Genomic DNA, 17,320 nt, shown 5'->3' with positions numbered 1-17,320 from the left:
TTTTAGAAATATGAAATTTACAAAACTGTTCATTTTTTGTCTTTTATCTATTCTATTCTCAGTTTATACACAAGCACAAGATGTTACTGTAAACGGAAAGGTATATGACGAAAACGGGCTGCCCATCCCAGGAGTAAGCGTTTTAATTAAAGGAACTTCCAAAGCTACCGCTACGGATTTTGATGGAAATTACCAAATTAAGGCCGATGCAAAAGGTACTTTAGAGTTTAGCTATTTAGGTTATAATACCGCAAAAGAAGCTATTAATGGAAGAAGTAAAGTTGATGTTAATCTTAAACCTTCAACAGAGAGTTTACAAGAAGTTGTCGTTGTAGGTTACGGAACTCAAAAGAAAAGTGTTGTTACGGGAGCAATATCCAGTGTGAAAGCAAAAGATCTTGAGAAAGTTCCTAACGGACGTATTGAGCAAGCTTTACAAGGTAGAGTTTCTGGAGTTACTATTGCTGCCAGTTCTGGTCAACCGGGTTCTGCATCAACAATCCGTGTCAGAGGGGTAACTACTTTTGGTGATGGAGGGAATAATCCACTTTGGGTTGTTGATGGTGTTGTTGTTGATGGTGGTGGAATAGGATTCCTTAATCAATCAGATATAGAGTCGATTGAAGTGCTTAAGGATGCTGCTTCTGCTGCAATTTATGGAACACGTGCTGCAACAGGTGTTATTTTGGTGACAACCAAAAAAGGAAAATCAGGAAAAATTTCGGTTAGCTATAATGGTTTTTCAGGAATTTCAGCACCAGAAAAGACTTTAAACTTACTGAATGCCACGCAGTATGGCGCTTTGTTAAATGAAAAATCAGTTGCCGCCGGCGGTCCAGCAATATTTCCTAATTTATCTGCTTTAGGAGTTGGTACAGATTGGCAAAAAGCGATTTTTAATACAAGCGCTTTCCGTTATTCACATGAATTAAGTATTAGCGGAGGATCTGATGTTTCTAATTTTTATGCTTCTTTTGGACTTCAAGAACAAGAAGGAATTGTTTCAACAGAAATATCAAATTACAGCAAAAAGAATTTTCGTTTAAACTCGACACATAAAATATCTAAAGTATTTACTTTCGGACAAACTTTAGGTTTTTCGAGACAAAAAACAATTGGTATTGGAAATACGAACAGTGAATTTGGTGGGCCGTTAAGTTCAGCAATCAACTTAGATCCAACTACTCCTTTAGTAGAAACGGATCCGGTAAAAGCCAATGATGCACCTTACGCTACTAATCCTGTAATTCGTGATGCAAACGGAAATCCTTATGGAATTTCAAGTTTGGTTGGTCAAGAAATGACGAATCCTTTGGCTTATGCCAAAACAAGACTAGGAAGTTATGGAACTTCAGATGACATCGTTGGTAACGCATATATTGAAGCGGCTATAACAAGTCATATCAAAGTGAGATCAACTTTTGGAGCAAAATTAGCAACATGGGGAGGTCAAGGATTCACGCCTGTTTTCTATTTAAGTGCAACTTCAAATGTGCTAAAAAATAACTACAGCAAATATGAAAACAAAAGTTTTGCGTGGAATATTGAAAACATAATGACGTATACAAATCAATTTGGGGATCATAACTTAACGGTTTTATTAGGTCAAGGATCTTACGTTGATAATATTGGTGGAGGCCTTGGTGCTACATTGTTTGGATTGCCGGTAACTAGTTATAAAGATGCTTCTTTTAATTTCGATATACCACAATCTGATAGAAGTAGCTATACTTATGATTCTACTCATCATAAATTAAATTCTTTGTTTTCACGTGTAAATTATGATTATAAGGAGAAATATTTGTTTACAGGTATTATTCGTCGTGATGGTTCTAGTCGTTTTGGTGGTAACAATAAGTTTGGAATTTTTCCATCATTTAATCTAGGATGGGTTTTAACCAAAGAAGATTTTTGGAAAGAAAGCAAAGTACTTAATACTTTCAAAATAAGAGGTGGATATGGTGTTGTTGGAAATGATGCTATACCAGATTTTAGATATCTTTCTCTAGTTGAAGGAGGTTATAATTATTCTTTTGGGAATTCAGGTGCAATTACGACTGGATATGCTAACCTTACACTTGACAACCCAGATTTGAGATGGGAAGAAACTTCTCAGGCAAATGTTGGTTTCGAATCGAAATTTTTTAATGACATAAGTCTTACTGTTGACTTGTACAAGAAATCGACCAAAGGGATTTTGCGTCCTATAAACATACCTGGTTATGTAGGTGTTACTGCAAGTCCAATTGGGAATGTAGCTGATATGGACAATAAAGGAATCGAAGTTGAATTAGGCTATAAAAAGACTTTTGGAGACTTTAATTTCTCTGTGAATGGAAACGTTGCTTACTTAGAAAATAAAGTTACTTATGTCGCAGCAGATTCTAATTACTTAGCAGGTGATGCTTCTTTTCAATCTATGGGACCTGTGACTAGAACACAAGTAGGACAGTCGTATAATTCATTCTACGGATTTAAAACAGCGGGTATTTTTCAAAATCAAGCAGAAATTAATGCTTATACAAATGCATCTGGAGGTTTAATTCAGCCAAATGCGCGCCCTGGAGATTTCCGTTGGATTGATACTGATGGTAATGGGTCAATTGGAGATGATGACAAACAATTTTTAGGGACTAATATTCCAAAATATACTTTTGGGTTGACATTGAATTTAGAGTATAAAAACTTCGATTTGATGGCATTTGCTCAGGGAGCTGCAGGAAATAAAATTTTCCAAGGTTTGAGAAGATTAGATGTAGGAAATGCAAACTATCAAACGATAGCTTTAAGCAGATGGACAGGGGAGGGAACTTCTAATAATTATCCTAGATTGACTAATGATGATACCAATGGGAATTTTGGAAAAATGTCAGATTTTTATTTAGAAGATGGAGATTATTTAAGATTGAAATTAGTCCAACTTGGATATTCTTTGCCTAGTAAAGTAGTAAGCAAAATTGGAGCCAATAAAGTACGCTTTTATTTAACTGCTGAGAACTTATTGACTATAACGAAATACACTGGATACGATCCTGAAATTGGTGGAGGTGTATTTGGAATAGATAAAGGAATTTATCCGCAAGCCAGAACATTTATGCTTGGAGCTAATTTACAATTTTAATAAAATCAACAAATATGAAAACGATAAAATTTAAATATTTATGTATTGCAGCAGCTGTGATTTCTTTAGGTTCCTGTACTGAAGAATTTGTAGATGTAACACCAAAAGGGTCATTCCTTTCGGATAATTATTATGCGAATCAAGACCAAGCTACTGCAGCTCTGGTAGGAGTTTATGATGCCATTAGAAAAAACACAGGTGGTTTTGAAAACATGGTAGGCATGATGAATGCTGGTTCAGATGACTTCTTCGCAGGTGGAGGTGGTTCTACAGATGGAGCAGGAATTCAGGGTTTTTCCACGCATACACTTACAGGTACAATTGTTCCCGGAAGTTTTTGGAATGATCATTACCAAGGAATTTTTAGAGCAAACACTTTACTATTGAAATTACCAGGTGTTGCTATGCCAGATGATGTAAAGGCTCGATTTAGTGGAGAATCAAAAGCATTGAGAGCCATGTACTATTTCAACTTGGTTAGATTGTTCAAAAATGTACCATTATTATTGGATCCTTTGACAGCTACTAATATGTATGAAGTGGAACAAGCGACATCAGAAGCTGTCTATGCTCAAATAGAGAAAGATTTGATTGATGCAATTGCTACTTTACCAACATCAGTTCCTGCTGATACTGAATCTGGACGTCTTACAAAAGGGGCCGCTCAAGCTTTGCTTGGAAAGGTATATTTACAAGAGGGTAAAAAAACCGAAGCAGCAGCTATTCTAGCCTTAGTAAATGGAACTCCAGGTGGAACAAATCAATATGGGAATAAATTGCTGACTAATTTTAGTGATTTATGGGTAGTTTCTAATAAGTTTAATACGGAGTCACTTATTGAAGTTTCTCACACCAGTGCTGGTAATTCTGACTGGGGATTCTGGGGTTCAGGTAGAGACGAAGGGAATTCATTGAATGTTATGGTAGGGCCTAGAAGTTATTCAAGACCATCAGGTTCTACAGCACCTGATTTACCATCAGGATGGAGTTTTAATGTTATCACTCAAGATTTATATGACGCCATTAAGTTAGATCCAAGATTTGGTGCTACAATATTAGATTTGAAAGCTCTGAAAGCAGCTGGTAAAGCAGATTATATTGGTGGATATCAAGATACAGGATATTTCTTAAACAAATTTCTTCCTCGAAAAGAAGATGTAAGAACTGGTGGTGGAGCCGCAGAATTGAATTACAGACAAAATTCGTATATCATTAGATTAGCAGATACTTATTTGATGGAAGCCGAAGCATTAGGTTCAGGAGCAAGAGCTCAAGCATTACTCGATGCAGTTAGATCAAGAGTTGGCTTGCCTTCTGTTCCAGTTACACTTGCAGCCATTAAAAATGAAAGAAGAATGGAACTCGCTGGTGAAGGACACCGATTTTTCGATCTTGTTCGATGGGGTGATGCAGCGACTAAATTATCAAATAGAGGTTTTGTAGCTGGTAAAGATGAAATTTTCCCTATTCCAATACGAGAACTTCAGGGAACTAAATTGAAACAAAATCCTGGCTATAATTAATTAAAAGATAAAATTATGAAAAAGATAAAATTAATTTTCAGCTTTATACTAGTAGTTGTTGTAGCTGTGAGTTGTACTGTAGAGGGAATTAGCGATGACACAGCTCTTTTAGGAACAGAATCATCTGCAAATCTCAATAAGATATTTGATATCAGTACCGATAATTCAGGGAAAGTGATCATAACTCCAACAGCTGATGGTGCTATTTCTTTCAAAGTAGACTATGGCCACGGGGCAGTAGCGCCAGTTACAGTAGTTCCTGGAGCAAGTACAACCCATGTTTATCCAGAAGGAAAATATACGGTAAAAATTACTGCAACTTCAATTGCTGGAGTAGCTACTGAACAAACATTCCCCTTAGATGTTGTATATAGAGCACCTGAAAACCTAGCAGTTACTTTAAATAAAAACATTCACAATTTGAAAGTAAAAGCAAAAGCAGATTATGCAAAATCGTATTTAATTTATTTTGGTGATGTCCCTAATGAAGTTGGAACGCCATTAGCTACTGATGGAGAAGTTTCTCATGATTATGCAGTAGCCGGAACGTATAATGTAAAAGTTGTTGCGTTAAGTGGTGGTGCTGCCAAAACCGAAAAAACGACGTCAACAATTATTTACAATGCGTACGGGTTGCCAATTACCTATGAATTAGCGACTCAAGATTATGGAGTTGGTGGAACTTTTGGTGGGATTTCAACTGCAGTAATAGCAAATCCTTTTCCAACAGGATTAAACACTAGCGCGACTGTTTGGAAATACACAAAAACTACCGGAGCAGAAACTTGGAGTGGAACCTATTCTCCTTTAGATTCTCCAATAGATTTTGCAACTGGAAATAAAATCAAATTATTGATGTATGCAACAGAAGTGGGGAAAAATCTAAATGTAGAATTAGAATGGGCTGTAGGCGGAACACCTGCTAATGGTGTTTCGGTTTTAAAAGTAGCCAATACTGTTGCCAATTCTTGGCAAGAATTAGTATTTGATTTCAGTACAATTGCAGCAATTCCGGCTGATGCCAAATTTACTCAACTTGTATTTAGATACGATGATTCAGCAAAAGGATCAGGAGAAGTAATTTATATAGACAATATTAGATTAACTAATTAAAAAAAATATGAAAACAAATATCAAATACATTTTAGGGCTTTTCATAGTAGCACTAACATTTATTAGCTGCAACGAAGAAGAGTATAGTTTGGGCGAATTATCGGCACCAGCAAATGTTGTCATAAATACTGAGGTTGTCGGAGTAGATGCAACGCATCCAAACGGTGATGGTTCGGGAAGCGTAAAAATTGCTGTAACGGGAGACAATGTTCTTTCGTATAAAATTGATTATGATGCCAATACTCCATTGGATTTAGTTTATTTACCAACAGGTATTGCGACTAAAAAATATACTTCGGTTGGAGTAAATACCTATAGAATAACTGTTGTTGCTTATGGCAAAGGCGGATCTTCTACTAATGTGACAAAAGATGTTACCGTAAGAAGTGATTTTACAGTTGCTCCTGAAATTGTTACTGCATTAACGAATGATGCTTCAAAAACGTGGGTAGTAGATAAAAGTGTAGCAGGTCATCTTGGTGTAGGTCCTTGGAATGTTGCTTCGATCAGACCAGAATGGTGGGCTGGTGGTGTTAATGAAAAAGTAGCTTCTGCAAATTGTTTTTACACAGCCACTTTTACTTTTGCTAAAGTTGCAGCCTCGGGAACATATTCCTTACAAGTTGCAACTCCGGACGGAGCATTTACAAAAACAGGTTCACTAACAACTCTTCCGGGTATTCCGGGTTCAGGAGATGAAGGCTGTTATAATTATGGAGGGGGAACTTCGGCTTTTAGTTTTATACCGGCATCATCTGGTGCACCGGCAGTAATTACTAATGCTGATAATTCAACGTCTACCCAAACGAGTATTTTATTGTCAGGTGTAGATACTTTCATAGGATATGGTGCAGTTCAAAAAGAATATGAAATCTTGGTTATTACACCAACTTATTTATATGTTCGAGTTCAAGGAACGGAGACTGGAAATGCTTGGTACCTAAAATTAAAACCTGTACTTTAATAAATCATGAAGTAAAAGGCTCAGAACTTTTAACAGTTCTGAGCTTTATTCGATAAAAAGTATTTAAAAGATGGGGAAAAATAGGTTATCTCAATTTTTAAAAATGAAGAATTATATGTTTGTATTTGCTTTAGCTAATTTTTTCATGTTTTTCTCATGCACTAGTAACGCTAATACTGAAGAGGAAACAATAATGTTACCTTCAAATCTTTCGGTTTCAGCAACAGTAGCTGGTGCAACTGCACAAAACCCAAACGGAGATGGTAGCGGAACAGTAAATTTTAACATCAGTGCAACTAATGCGACTTCTTATAAAATTTTACTTGGTAATGGAGAAACTAAAGAGTTAACAAATGGAAGTTTTACTTATACCTATACAACAGCGGGTACAAATACCTATGTTATATATGTGTCAGCATATAATTCAGGACAGTTTGTTTCTTCCACTATTTCAGTAACGGTTTTTGTGGGTTCTGCTTTAGTTTGGTCAGATGAGTTTAATGTCAATGGCGCTCCCGATAGTTCAAAATGGGGATATGATTTAGGTGCTGGTGGCTGGGGAAATAATGAATCTCAATACTACACGAACAGACCGGAAAATGTAATTGTTCAGGATGGTTTGTTAAAAATTAAAACTTTAAAAGAAAGTTTCAGCGGAAGCAATTATACTTCGGCTCGAATTCTTTCAAAAGATAAATTTTCGTTCAAATACGGAAGAGTGGAAATTAGAGCAAAACTGGCTTTGGGCGCGGGAACTTGGTCCGCTTTATGGATGTTAGGAAGCAATATAAGTACAGCTGGTTGGCCTGCATGTGGAGAAGTAGATATTATGGAACATGTTGGAAACAGTCAAAACAGGGTTCATGGATCCTTGCATTCTCCAGGACGTTCAGGAAATACACCTGATACAAGCACGGTTATGGTTCCTAATGCTTCAACTGAGTTTCATGTTTTTTCCATAGATTGGACAGCAACATCCATTAAGTTTTACGTTGATAATCAGTTGTTTTATACCTTTACAAATTCGGCGAGTCTTCCTTTTAATCAGAATTTTTTCTTAATCATAAATTGTGCAATGGGAGGGAATTTTGGCGGAGCAATAGACCCTAATTTTACGGCTTCTACTTTTGAGGTCGATTACATTAGGGTTTACAATTAATTATGTTTTTGTTTAGTTAGGTCTTCATTGGGAGCTTCTGTTTGTAAGTTGGATAGAAGCTCTAATGAAGTGTTATATTTGGTATCAAATATTAATTCATTAAAAAATAGTATACATGAATCAGGTAAAAAAAATAATTGTTTCGGGAGTTTTTCTGCTAATGGGAATTTTTTCTAATGGGCAAACATTGAAAGTGATGACATACAATATTCGCTTAGATGTTGCCAGTGACGGAGCCAATGCTTGGAGTCTTCGCAAAGATTATTTTATTTCTCAAATTCAATTTTACAATCCTGATATTTTTGGAGTCCAAGAAGCAAGACCAAATCAGGTTGTTGATATTGCAACTTCCCTTCCGGAATATAATAATGTAGGTATCGGAAGAGACGGAATTGGGCAAGGAGAATCGTCTAATATTTTTTATAAAAAAGAAAGATTTACAGTTAAAGAAAGCAATACGTTCTGGCTTTCTGAAACGCCGAATATAATTTCAAAAGGTTGGGACGCTGCTTACAATAGAGTTTGTACGTATGCGCTGTTCAAAGATTCAAAAACAAAACAACTCTTTTGGGTTTTTAATACACACTTGGATCACATTGGCGAAGAAGCCAGAACCAGAGGAATTCAATTAATTCTTTCGAAAATTAAGGAACTAAACACTAAAAATTATCCTGTAATTCTTATGGGTGATTTAAACTCAGAACCTAAAGAGGACAGAATAATAATGCTTAAAAAAGCAATGGATGATACTAGAGAAGTTTCGAAAGAGAAACCTTTCGGGCCTTATGGAACATTTAATAATTTTAAACACAACGAACCTGTAACTAAATTGATCGATTACATTTTTATTTCGAAGAATAGTATTTTGAAAGTAAAAAAATATGCCGTTTTGAGCGATTCAAAAGACTTGAAATATCCATCTGATCATTTGCCGGTTTATGTTGAAATAAACTTTAAATAAAATATGAACACTATAAAAAACACTATGAAATTTTTAGCTGTATTAACTTTTACGCTGCTGATGTCAAAATGTTCTCCGTCTGGAGATACTGTTGATCCGGCTCCAGCACCTGCACCAACTCCGCCAGTGGCAGTGACAAATGAAATGGATTTTTGGTTGACAAAAGGCAATCAAAGCGTCACACTTCAAAAGCAAACATCAGTTTTAGCATTTGGCACAACCTATAATACCTATGCTAATATTGAGGTCGATGATGCTAAAGTGTTTCAAACAATCGATGGTTTTGGATATACTTTAACGGGAGGAAGTGCTCAGGTTATCAATCAATTAAATACTCAAAAGCGACAAGAATTATTAAAAGAATTGTTTGGTTCTGATCCTAATTCCATTGCAATAAGCTACTTGAGAATTAGCATTGGTGCATCCGATTTGAATGCCGCGCCATTTACGTATGACGATTTACCAAGTGGACAAACGGATATGAATCTGGGCAATTTTAGTTTGGCACCAGATAAAACGGATTTAATTCCAATGCTAAAAGAAATTGTGGCAATCAATCCAAATATTAAAATTATGGCAACTCCATGGTCGCCACCAGTTTGGATGAAAGACAATAATGGTTTTGTCGGCGGAAGCTTGAAGCCGGAATATTATGCAGTTTATGCAAAATATTTTGTCAAATACATTCAAACAATGAAAGCCGAAGGAATAACCATTGATGCTGTTACGCCTCAAAACGAACCCTTACATCCGGGCAATAATCCAAGTATGTTGATGATTGCATTGCATCAGGCTGATTTTATAAAAAATCATTTAGGTCCAGCTTTCAAAGCGGCAAATTTATCAACTAAAATTGTGGCGTACGACCATAATTGCAACAAACCAGAATATCCTATTGCGGTGCTGAATGATCCAGGAGCAAATCCTTATGTTGATGGTTCTGCATTTCATTTGTACGAAGGAGATATCAGTGCGTTGTCTACGGTACGAAATGCATTTCCTAATAAAAACATCTATTTTACAGAGCAATACACGTCTTCTACAGGAAGTTTTGACGGAGATTTAAAATGGCATGTAAAAAATGTAATCATCGGCTCGATGCGCAATTGGAGTAAAACAGCATTAGAATGGAACTTAGCCAATAATGCTACTTTTGGACCAAATACTCCGGGCGGTTGCACCACTTGTAAAGGCGCATTGACGATTAACAGCAGTGATAGTTTTACAAGAAATGTAGGATATTATATCATTGCCCACGCTTCTAAATTTGTTCCTGCCGGTTCTGTGAGAATTTCGAGTAACTTTAGTGGAAATTTAAACAATGTGGCTTTTAAAACGCCTAGTGGGAAAAAAGTTTTAATTGTTGAAAATGATGGAAATACTTCCGAAATTTTCAATATCAAATACAATGGGAACTGGGTAAAAACTTCCCTCGAAGCAGGTTCGGTAGGAACGTATATCTGGTAAATAAAATAGATAATAATATCATGAAAAGAATAACGACAGCAGTACTTTTGGTAACGTCTTTTTTTGCTTTTTCTCAGCAAAAAAGTCAAGCTAAACGCAACTCTTTTTCTACAAAAGACAAAACGATTATCGTTTATACTACAGCAGAAAATACAAAGTTACGATTAACACAAACCGATAAATTGAGTTTTAGCAGTTCAAAACAGCCTTTAGAAACAGAGATTTCTGTTTTTGTGGAACCAACTAAAACATTTCAAAGCTTTATGGGAATTGGCGGAGCAATAACAGATGCCAGTGCTGAGGTTTTTGCAAGATTAAGCAAAGAGAAACAGCAAGAACTTTTGAATGCCTATTATGATAAAGAAAAAGGAATTGGGTATTCGTTATTGAGAACCACCATTCATAGTTCTGATTTTTCGAGCGGAAGTTATACCTATATAGAAGAGGGAGACAGTGATTTAAAAACCTTCAATATTGATCATGATCGAAAGTATCGTATACCAATGATCAAAGAAGCCATAAAAACAGCTGGTGGGAAATTATTGCTTTATGTATCGCCTTGGAGTCCTCCTGCATTTATGAAGAGCACCGGAAACATGCTTAAAGGCGGGACTTTACGTCCAGAGTACAGCCAAGCATGGGCCAATTATTATGCAAAATTCATCAAAGCGTATGAAAAAGAAGGAATGCCAATTTGGGGATTAACAGTTCAAAACGAGCCGATGGCCACGCAAACTTGGGAATCTTGCATTTATACCGCTGAAGCCGAGCGCGATTTTTTGAAAAACTTTCTCGGTCCTACATTGAAAAAAGAAGGTTTAGGAGATAAAAAAATTGTGGTTTGGGATCATAATCGTGATTTGATGAACCAGAGAGCCAATGTTATTTTCTCTGATCCGGAAGCCTCAAAATATGCTTGGGGAATGGGTTTTCATTGGTATGAAACTTGGGCAGGTGGAGCACCTATGTTTGAGAATGTACAAAAAGTAAACGAAGCCTACCCCACTAAAAATTTATTGTTTACGGAAGGTTGTGTCGAAAAATTTGATGCTAAGAAATATCAATTTTGGGCAAATGGAGAACGATATGGAACCAATATGATTCATGATTTTAATAACGGAACTGTAGGTTGGACGGATTGGAATATCCTTTTAGACCAGAATGGAGGGCCAAATCACGTAGGTAATTTTTGTTTTGCACCCATTCACGCCGATACGAAAACGGGAGAATTAATCTATACACCGTCATATTATTATATTGGACATTTCTCAAAATTCATTCGACCAGATGCTAAAAGAGTCAGTACAGCAGTAAGCCGAAGCAGTTTGATAAGTACTTCATTCCTGAATAAAGATGGAAAAATGGTTACCATAGTAATGAATCAAGGCGAAAAAAATGTGACCTACAATTTGATTATTGCCAATGAAAAAACGGTTATCGAAATACCTGCACATGGCATTCAAACTTTAGTCTATTAAATCGGAGCCTTATTTAAAAACTAACAGTATGAAAAAAATTGTTTTACTTGTTTTTGTTTCTTTATCGATGGCGTCATTCGCACAAGGGTTTATACATCGAAAGGGACAAGAAATTGTTGATGGAAAAAACCAAAATATAGTGTTACGCGGTTTGGGATTGGGCGGATGGATGGTTCAGGAAGGATATATGCTTCAAACCGGTTCGTTTGCAGGTCCTCAACATGTGATTAAACAAAAAATAACGGATTTAATTGGTGCCAAAAACACGAAAGAATTTTATGATGCCTACAAAGCAAACGGAATAACTAAGCGAGATATCGATTCATTGGCGGCTTGGGGTTTCAACTCTGTTCGCTTGCCGATGCATTATAATTTATATACGTTGCCTCTTGAGCAAGAAGCGGTTTCTGGTCAAAATACTTGGCTGGAGGAAGGTTTCAAAATGACCGATGATTTGTTACAATGGTGCGCTGCCAATAAAATATACCTCATTTTAGATTTGCATGCTGCACCAGGCGGACAAGGTAAGGATGCCAATATCTCAGATTATGATCCCACAAAACCATCACTTTGGGAAAGTACTGCAAATCAAGATAAAATGGTGGCGCTTTGGGAAAAATTAGCCATACGTTACAAAGACAATCCTTGGATTGCTGCTTACGACATCATAAATGAACCCAACTGGAATTTTACTGGTACCAATCAAAATGGTTGCGATGAAAATTTAAATGCACCTTTGAGAGCCTTACAAGTTAGAGTTACCAATGCCATTCGAGCCATTGATAAAAATCATTTGATTTTTATTGAAGGGAATTGCTGGGGAAATAATTACAACGGAATGTTTCCGCTTTGGGATGAAAATATGGCGTTGAGTTTTCATAAATATTGGAATCAAAATGATACAGCTTCGATACAAAAAATGTTGGATTACAGAATCCAATACAACGTACCGATTTGGTTAGGTGAAAGTGGAGAAAATTCCAATGTTTGGTTTCAAGAAGCCATCTCGCTGGTTGAGTCGAATAATATTGGTTGGGCTTTTTGGCCTATGAAAAAAATTGACAATCTTGCTGGCGTAACATCGGTTACAAAAACGCCTGAATACAATCAATTGTTGAAATATTGGAATAATGAAAGCGCTAAACCTACGGTTAATTTTGCCAAAAAAGCATTAATGCAAACTGCCAAAAATTTCAAAATGAAAGACCTGACCATCAGATACGATGTGATTGATGCGATGTTCAGACAAGTTCAGACAACCGATACCAAAAAATACAAAAACCATTCTTTACCTGGGAAAGTATTTGCAACGGATTATGATTTGGGACAAAACGGATTTGCTTATTTAGATAAAGATGTCGCAAATTATGACGGGACTAAATTTACCAAATGGAACAAAGGCGGAATGATGCGAAATGATGGAGTTGATATTGAATCTTGTAAGGACACAAGTACGAACGGTTATCAAGTAGCTTTTATTGAAGATGGTGAGTGGTTGCAATACACAGTTGAGGTGCCATCCAAAACTACTTTTGATGTTGCTGTTCGTTATGCGAGCAATGTTGCTGGCGGAAAACTTTATTTAGAAGATGAAAATAGTAGAATTTCTGAAACCATAACAATTCCGGCTTCTGGAGGATATGATAAATGGAAAACCGTGACTTTGAAAACTGTGATTTTAAAACAAGGTGTGCATAAAATTAAAGTGCATTTTGAAAAAGGGAATTTCAATTTGAACTTTTTAGAATTTAAAAAAATCAAGTAAATGAATAGAACCCTAAAATCTTTAAAAGCATTTTTTTTTAGTTTAACACCAAAGATCAATAAGTAATAAAAAAACGCAATCGACAGTATTTTAAAATTTACTGTTGACTGCGTTTTAGATAAAAAAAGTATTGACTCTGTATCTATTTCCTAAAGAACTTGTAGTTATGGTATTAGATTTAGGAACATAGATTTTACGAGAGGGAATTTAATTGTGATAAGCGCGCTATAGACGATATTGGATTAAATTCTTTTCAATACTTTTTTAACAACAATTAATAACAATTTTTAATTTTGGTTGACAGCTTTCAAAATACCATCAAGATTTTCCTCTGTAAATTTCCCTCCTGATAATAAAATCAGTTTATTTAACGGCATATCGGATAGCATAGCTTCAAAAAATAAAGCCGCTTTTTTCTCCTCTTCCGTCTCTGGTTTTTTAGTAGTACCAGTGAAACTTTGAACTAGTTGTTCGTATATCGCTTGACTGTTTGGTGATTTTTTGAATTCCTTAAATAGTGATTCACGCGTAAATACTGCTTTTGCAGCTTTTGTAGATGCAATATCTATAGTTTGTTTTAAAGGTAAATCACGAGATGAACTTCCAACAAGGATGTCAAATTTCCCTGATTTTATTGCCCAGTCATGTGTTTTTGAATTAAAGTAAGCAAAGTCGCGTGAAGTTAATTGAAAGCTAACGGTTTTTTCTTCTCCAGCTAATAATGATACTTTATCAAAATGTTTTAGTTCATTTTCGGGTCTAGATACTTCGCTTTCTTGCTCATGAACATACAGTTGAACAACTTCTTTTCCAGCAATTTTGCCTGTGTTTTTTACTTTTACAGAGATAATAATAACATCCGAATCTTTGGCTGATGTTGTATTGGCTTTAATATCAGAATATGAGAATGTAGTATAACTCAATCCATATCCAAAAGGAAAATTAGGTTCAATTTTCTTTTTGTCATAATAGCGGTACCCAATGTAAACTCCTTCACCATAATTTGCATTTCCATCTTTTGAAGGGAAATCCAAAGCTGTTGGTGTGTCTTCCAAACGTTGAGGAAAAGTTTCAGATAATTTACCTGAAGGATTTACTTTTCCAGTTAGCACATCAGCAATTGCTCCACCGCCAGCTTGACCGCCAAGGTAGGCTTCTATGATTGCGGCAACATCATTTTTCCAAGGCATAGCTACAGCAGCGCCATTCATCAATACTACCACAATGTTTTTGTTCACTTTCGCTACCTCTGTAATTAATTTGTTGTGACCAGCAGGCAAATCCATATTGTTTCTGTCAAAGCCTTCTGACTCATAACTGTCTGGTAAACCTGCAAAAACAAGTACTAATTCAGAGTTTTTTGCGTTTTGAACAGCCTCTGCAATTTTTGTATCGTCAGTTTCACCTAGTGTATTGTAACCTGTTGAAAAAGAAAATTGTGTTCCTTTTGCTATTTTTTGTAATTCACTCAGTGCATTTTGAATTTGTGTAGGTCGTACTTGAGAACTTCCGGCTCCTTGATAACGCGGGGTTTTAGCAAATTCACCAACAACAGCAATCTTTTTTAAAGTAGATTGAAGTGGTAAAATAGCATTGTCATTTTTCAATAAAACAATGCATTCTCCGCTTACTTGTCGGGCTAATTCATTGTGTTTTACTTTGTCGACAACAATTCCTTTTTTATGACTGTCTTTAGCTTTTAAAGTAACGGCGAGTAGATCAGTTACGATTTCGTCCAATCTGGCTTCTGTCAAAGTTCCTTTTTTAACTGCTTCAACAATTTTTTTATCATTCAAACCACCGCTTGCAGGCATTTCTAGATGCATCCCGGCACCAACCCCTAAAGCTCTTTCATTCACGGCACCCCAATCAGAAACTACAAAACCTTGTAAGCCCCATTTACCCTTTAACATTTGGTTTAATAAATAAGAGTTTTCAGAAGCATAGGTTCCGTTCAGTTTATTGTAAGAGCACATTACTGTCCAAGGCTGTGCTTCTTTTACTGCCATTTCAAATGCTGGAAAATAGATTTCGTTCAAGGTACGTTCGTCAACATTTGAACTGTTTGACATGCGTTCTACTTCTTGACTGTTAGCAGCAAAGTGTTTCATAGAAGTTCCTACGCCTTGACTTTGAACACCATTTATAAAACCAACCGCTATTTTTCCGGCTAAAACGGGATCCTCAGAAAAATATTCAAAGTTTCTTCCGCCAAGAGGAGAACGTTTCATATTGACTCCGGGTCCTAATAATATTTGAACGTCACTGGCTTGAGCTTCGATTCCTAAAGCTTCTCCCATTTTTTGAGCCAAAGCAGTATTCCAAGACGAAGCTAAAGCAGATGCCGTTGGAAAACAAGTAGAAGGCACACTATTAGTGAAGTCAAAACCTTCGGCTTTGCGCAGGCCATGAGGTCCATCAGTCATAAAAATCGAAGGAATGCCAAGTCTAGAAATGGCTTTTGTGGACCAAGCTGTTTCTCCTGAACATAAAGAAGCTTTTTCTTCTAATGTCATTTGGGAAACTAATTTTTTGGCTTTCGCACGATAATCTGTAGCTTGTGCTTGCAATTGTGACGTGAATGCAAATCCAATAAGTAGTAAAATAATTTTTTTCATAGTATTTTAAGTTGGTTTTTTGGGTAATTATCTTTGTAACAATCTATTGTGTTATTTTGACGCAAAGTACATATTTTTTTGAAGCACAATACATAAAATATAAAATTTCACATTTTTTTTTCGTTAATGTTTTTCTTTAACTGTTTTTCACGAATAGTTGTTTTCTTATCAAATGGATTTGTTTCTTTACCAAAATATTTTTTGGTTTAAGCCGAAAGAAAGAATAATGAGTATTCAAAATGGAGCGCTCTTTTATTTTCTAAAAAAAAATGAACTAAATTGCGGCTTTTAAAGGGTGTATTAATTTCAAGAATAAGAGTCACATGTTAAAAAATATTTTAGCTAACAAGGCGTCGTACCAACCGGGTTTGTCGATAGATTGTGTGATTTTTGGATTTCATGACAATCAGCTTAAGGTGTTATTGATAAAAACAAAGTACAGTGATAAATGGGCTTTGCCAGGAGGTTTTGTGTCAATAAATGAAGGTATAGATGAAGCTGCTGTTACTGTTTTACATGGTAGAACTGGTCTAAAAGGAATTTTTCTGAGACAATTTGCTACATTTGGTGCTGCAAATAGGTGCGATGTAGAGGTGAGTAACAGTGTACTACGTTTTTATGATATTCCTCTAGATGAAGGCAAATGGTTTGCAAGCCGCTTTGTAACAGTTGGGTATTATGCGTTAGTTGATTTTTTACAAACTATCCCACAACCATTGGGTGCAGGCGAAATTGTAGAATGGATTGATCATGATGCCGTACCGGAGTTGGTTTTAGACCATAAAGAAATTTTAGATAAAGCATTAGGCACACTTCGAATGGAGTTAAATCTAATGCCTGTAGGTTATAATTTACTTCCTGAAAAATTTACTATTCCCGAGTTACAGAAGTTATATGAAACCATTCTAGGAAGAAAATTAGATCGTAGAAATTTTTTACGTAAAATAACGGCAATTGGAATTTTAATAAAATTAGACGAGAAGAAAAGCAATGTAGCACATAAAGCGCCTAATTTATATCGTTTTGACAAGGAAAAATACGAAGAAGTCGTCAAGAATGGATTGACACAAGGTTGGTAGTCAGAAAAAGTTATTGATATTTTTAGCTTATTTTAAAAATGTAAGAAGATAAAAACTCCATTAATTCAATGG

General features: G+C 35.8%; 11 protein-coding genes. 10 read left to right on the top strand and 1 reads right to left on the bottom strand.

The window, feature by feature from the left end; all coding sequences use genetic code 11:
• Window positions 1–10: 10 nt before the first annotated feature.
• The 9 genes from V5J73_RS12505 (at window position 11) to V5J73_RS12465 (ending at window position 13,551) form a co-directional block, all read left to right on the top strand.
• Window positions 11–3,121, top strand: coding sequence for a SusC/RagA family TonB-linked outer membrane protein (locus V5J73_RS12505; RefSeq protein WP_338646291.1), 3,111 nt, complete (start codon window positions 11–13; stop codon window positions 3,119–3,121).
• Between the two features lie 14 nt (window positions 3,122–3,135).
• Entirely contained in the window at window positions 3,136–4,644 is a 1,509-nt protein-coding gene (locus tag V5J73_RS12500; protein ID WP_338646289.1) for a RagB/SusD family nutrient uptake outer membrane protein, read from the top strand.
• A gap of 15 nt (window positions 4,645–4,659) precedes the next feature.
• A complete protein-coding gene (locus V5J73_RS12495; RefSeq protein ID WP_338646287.1) occupies window positions 4,660–5,757 on the top strand; it encodes a hypothetical protein in 1,098 nt (365 codons plus the stop codon).
• 7 nt (window positions 5,758–5,764) lie between these two features.
• On the top strand, window positions 5,765–6,721 hold the full coding sequence (locus V5J73_RS12490) for a hypothetical protein (RefSeq protein WP_338646286.1): 957 nt from the start codon (window positions 5,765–5,767) through the stop codon (window positions 6,719–6,721).
• Window positions 6,722–6,824: 103 nt separating this feature from the next.
• The gene (locus V5J73_RS12485) at window positions 6,825–7,880 is read left to right on the top strand and encodes a family 16 glycosylhydrolase (protein ID WP_338646285.1); all 1,056 of its coding nucleotides are present in this window, start codon (window positions 6,825–6,827) and stop codon (window positions 7,878–7,880) included.
• Window positions 7,881–8,040: 160 nt separating this feature from the next.
• The gene (locus V5J73_RS12480) at window positions 8,041–8,841 is read left to right on the top strand and encodes an endonuclease/exonuclease/phosphatase family protein (protein WP_445236425.1); all 801 of its coding nucleotides are present in this window, start codon (window positions 8,041–8,043) and stop codon (window positions 8,839–8,841) included.
• A gap of 3 nt (window positions 8,842–8,844) precedes the next feature.
• A complete protein-coding gene (locus tag V5J73_RS12475; protein WP_338646283.1) occupies window positions 8,845–10,308 on the top strand; it encodes a glycoside hydrolase family 30 protein in 1,464 nt (487 codons plus the stop codon).
• Window positions 10,309–10,328: 20 nt separating this feature from the next.
• On the top strand, window positions 10,329–11,786 hold the full coding sequence (locus tag V5J73_RS12470; RefSeq protein WP_338646281.1) for a glycoside hydrolase family 30 protein: 1,458 nt from the start codon (window positions 10,329–10,331) through the stop codon (window positions 11,784–11,786).
• A 28-nt stretch (window positions 11,787–11,814) separates the two neighbouring features.
• Entirely contained in the window at window positions 11,815–13,551 is a 1,737-nt protein-coding gene (locus V5J73_RS12465) for a cellulase family glycosylhydrolase (RefSeq protein WP_338646280.1), read from the top strand.
• 287 nt (window positions 13,552–13,838) lie between these two features.
• On the opposite strand, the gene V5J73_RS12460 is transcribed toward V5J73_RS12465, so the two are convergent.
• Window positions 13,839–16,169, bottom strand: coding sequence for a beta-glucosidase family protein (locus tag V5J73_RS12460; RefSeq protein ID WP_338646279.1), 2,331 nt, complete (start codon window positions 16,167–16,169; stop codon window positions 13,839–13,841).
• A gap of 323 nt (window positions 16,170–16,492) precedes the next feature.
• Here V5J73_RS12460 and V5J73_RS12455 point away from each other — a divergent pair, with 323 nt between their 5' ends.
• Window positions 16,493–17,248, top strand: coding sequence for an NUDIX hydrolase (locus V5J73_RS12455; RefSeq protein ID WP_338646278.1), 756 nt, complete (start codon window positions 16,493–16,495; stop codon window positions 17,246–17,248).
• Window positions 17,249–17,320 lie beyond the last annotated feature (72 nt).

The sequence above is a fragment of the Flavobacterium sp. KS-LB2 genome (assembly GCF_036895565.1).
Taxonomy (GTDB): Bacteria; Bacteroidota; Bacteroidia; order Flavobacteriales; family Flavobacteriaceae; genus Flavobacterium.
Note: the sequence above shows the minus strand (reverse complement) of the source record. Positions and strands in the feature narration are given on the sequence as shown.

What these genes read in the sequence shown, in the direction of transcription:
- V5J73_RS12455 (WP_338646278.1), top strand. Translation starts at nt 16,493, where the DNA reads ATGTTAAAAAATATTTTAGCTAACAAGGCGTCGTACCAACCGGGTTTG.
- V5J73_RS12460 (WP_338646279.1), bottom strand. Translation starts at nt 16,169, where the DNA reads ATGAAAAAAATTATTTTACTACTTATTGGATTTGCATTCACGTCACAA.
- V5J73_RS12470 (WP_338646281.1), top strand. Translation starts at nt 10,329, where the DNA reads ATGAAAAGAATAACGACAGCAGTACTTTTGGTAACGTCTTTTTTTGCT.
- V5J73_RS12505 (WP_338646291.1), top strand. Translation starts at nt 11, where the DNA reads ATGAAATTTACAAAACTGTTCATTTTTTGTCTTTTATCTATTCTATTC.
- V5J73_RS12480 (WP_445236425.1), top strand. Translation starts at nt 8,041, where the DNA reads ATGGGAATTTTTTCTAATGGGCAAACATTGAAAGTGATGACATACAAT.
- V5J73_RS12490 (WP_338646286.1), top strand. Translation starts at nt 5,765, where the DNA reads ATGAAAACAAATATCAAATACATTTTAGGGCTTTTCATAGTAGCACTA.
- V5J73_RS12495 (WP_338646287.1), top strand. Translation starts at nt 4,660, where the DNA reads ATGAAAAAGATAAAATTAATTTTCAGCTTTATACTAGTAGTTGTTGTA.
- V5J73_RS12500 (WP_338646289.1), top strand. Translation starts at nt 3,136, where the DNA reads ATGAAAACGATAAAATTTAAATATTTATGTATTGCAGCAGCTGTGATT.
- V5J73_RS12465 (WP_338646280.1), top strand. Translation starts at nt 11,815, where the DNA reads ATGAAAAAAATTGTTTTACTTGTTTTTGTTTCTTTATCGATGGCGTCA.
- V5J73_RS12485 (WP_338646285.1), top strand. Translation starts at nt 6,825, where the DNA reads ATGAAGAATTATATGTTTGTATTTGCTTTAGCTAATTTTTTCATGTTT.
- V5J73_RS12475 (WP_338646283.1), top strand. Translation starts at nt 8,845, where the DNA reads ATGAACACTATAAAAAACACTATGAAATTTTTAGCTGTATTAACTTTT.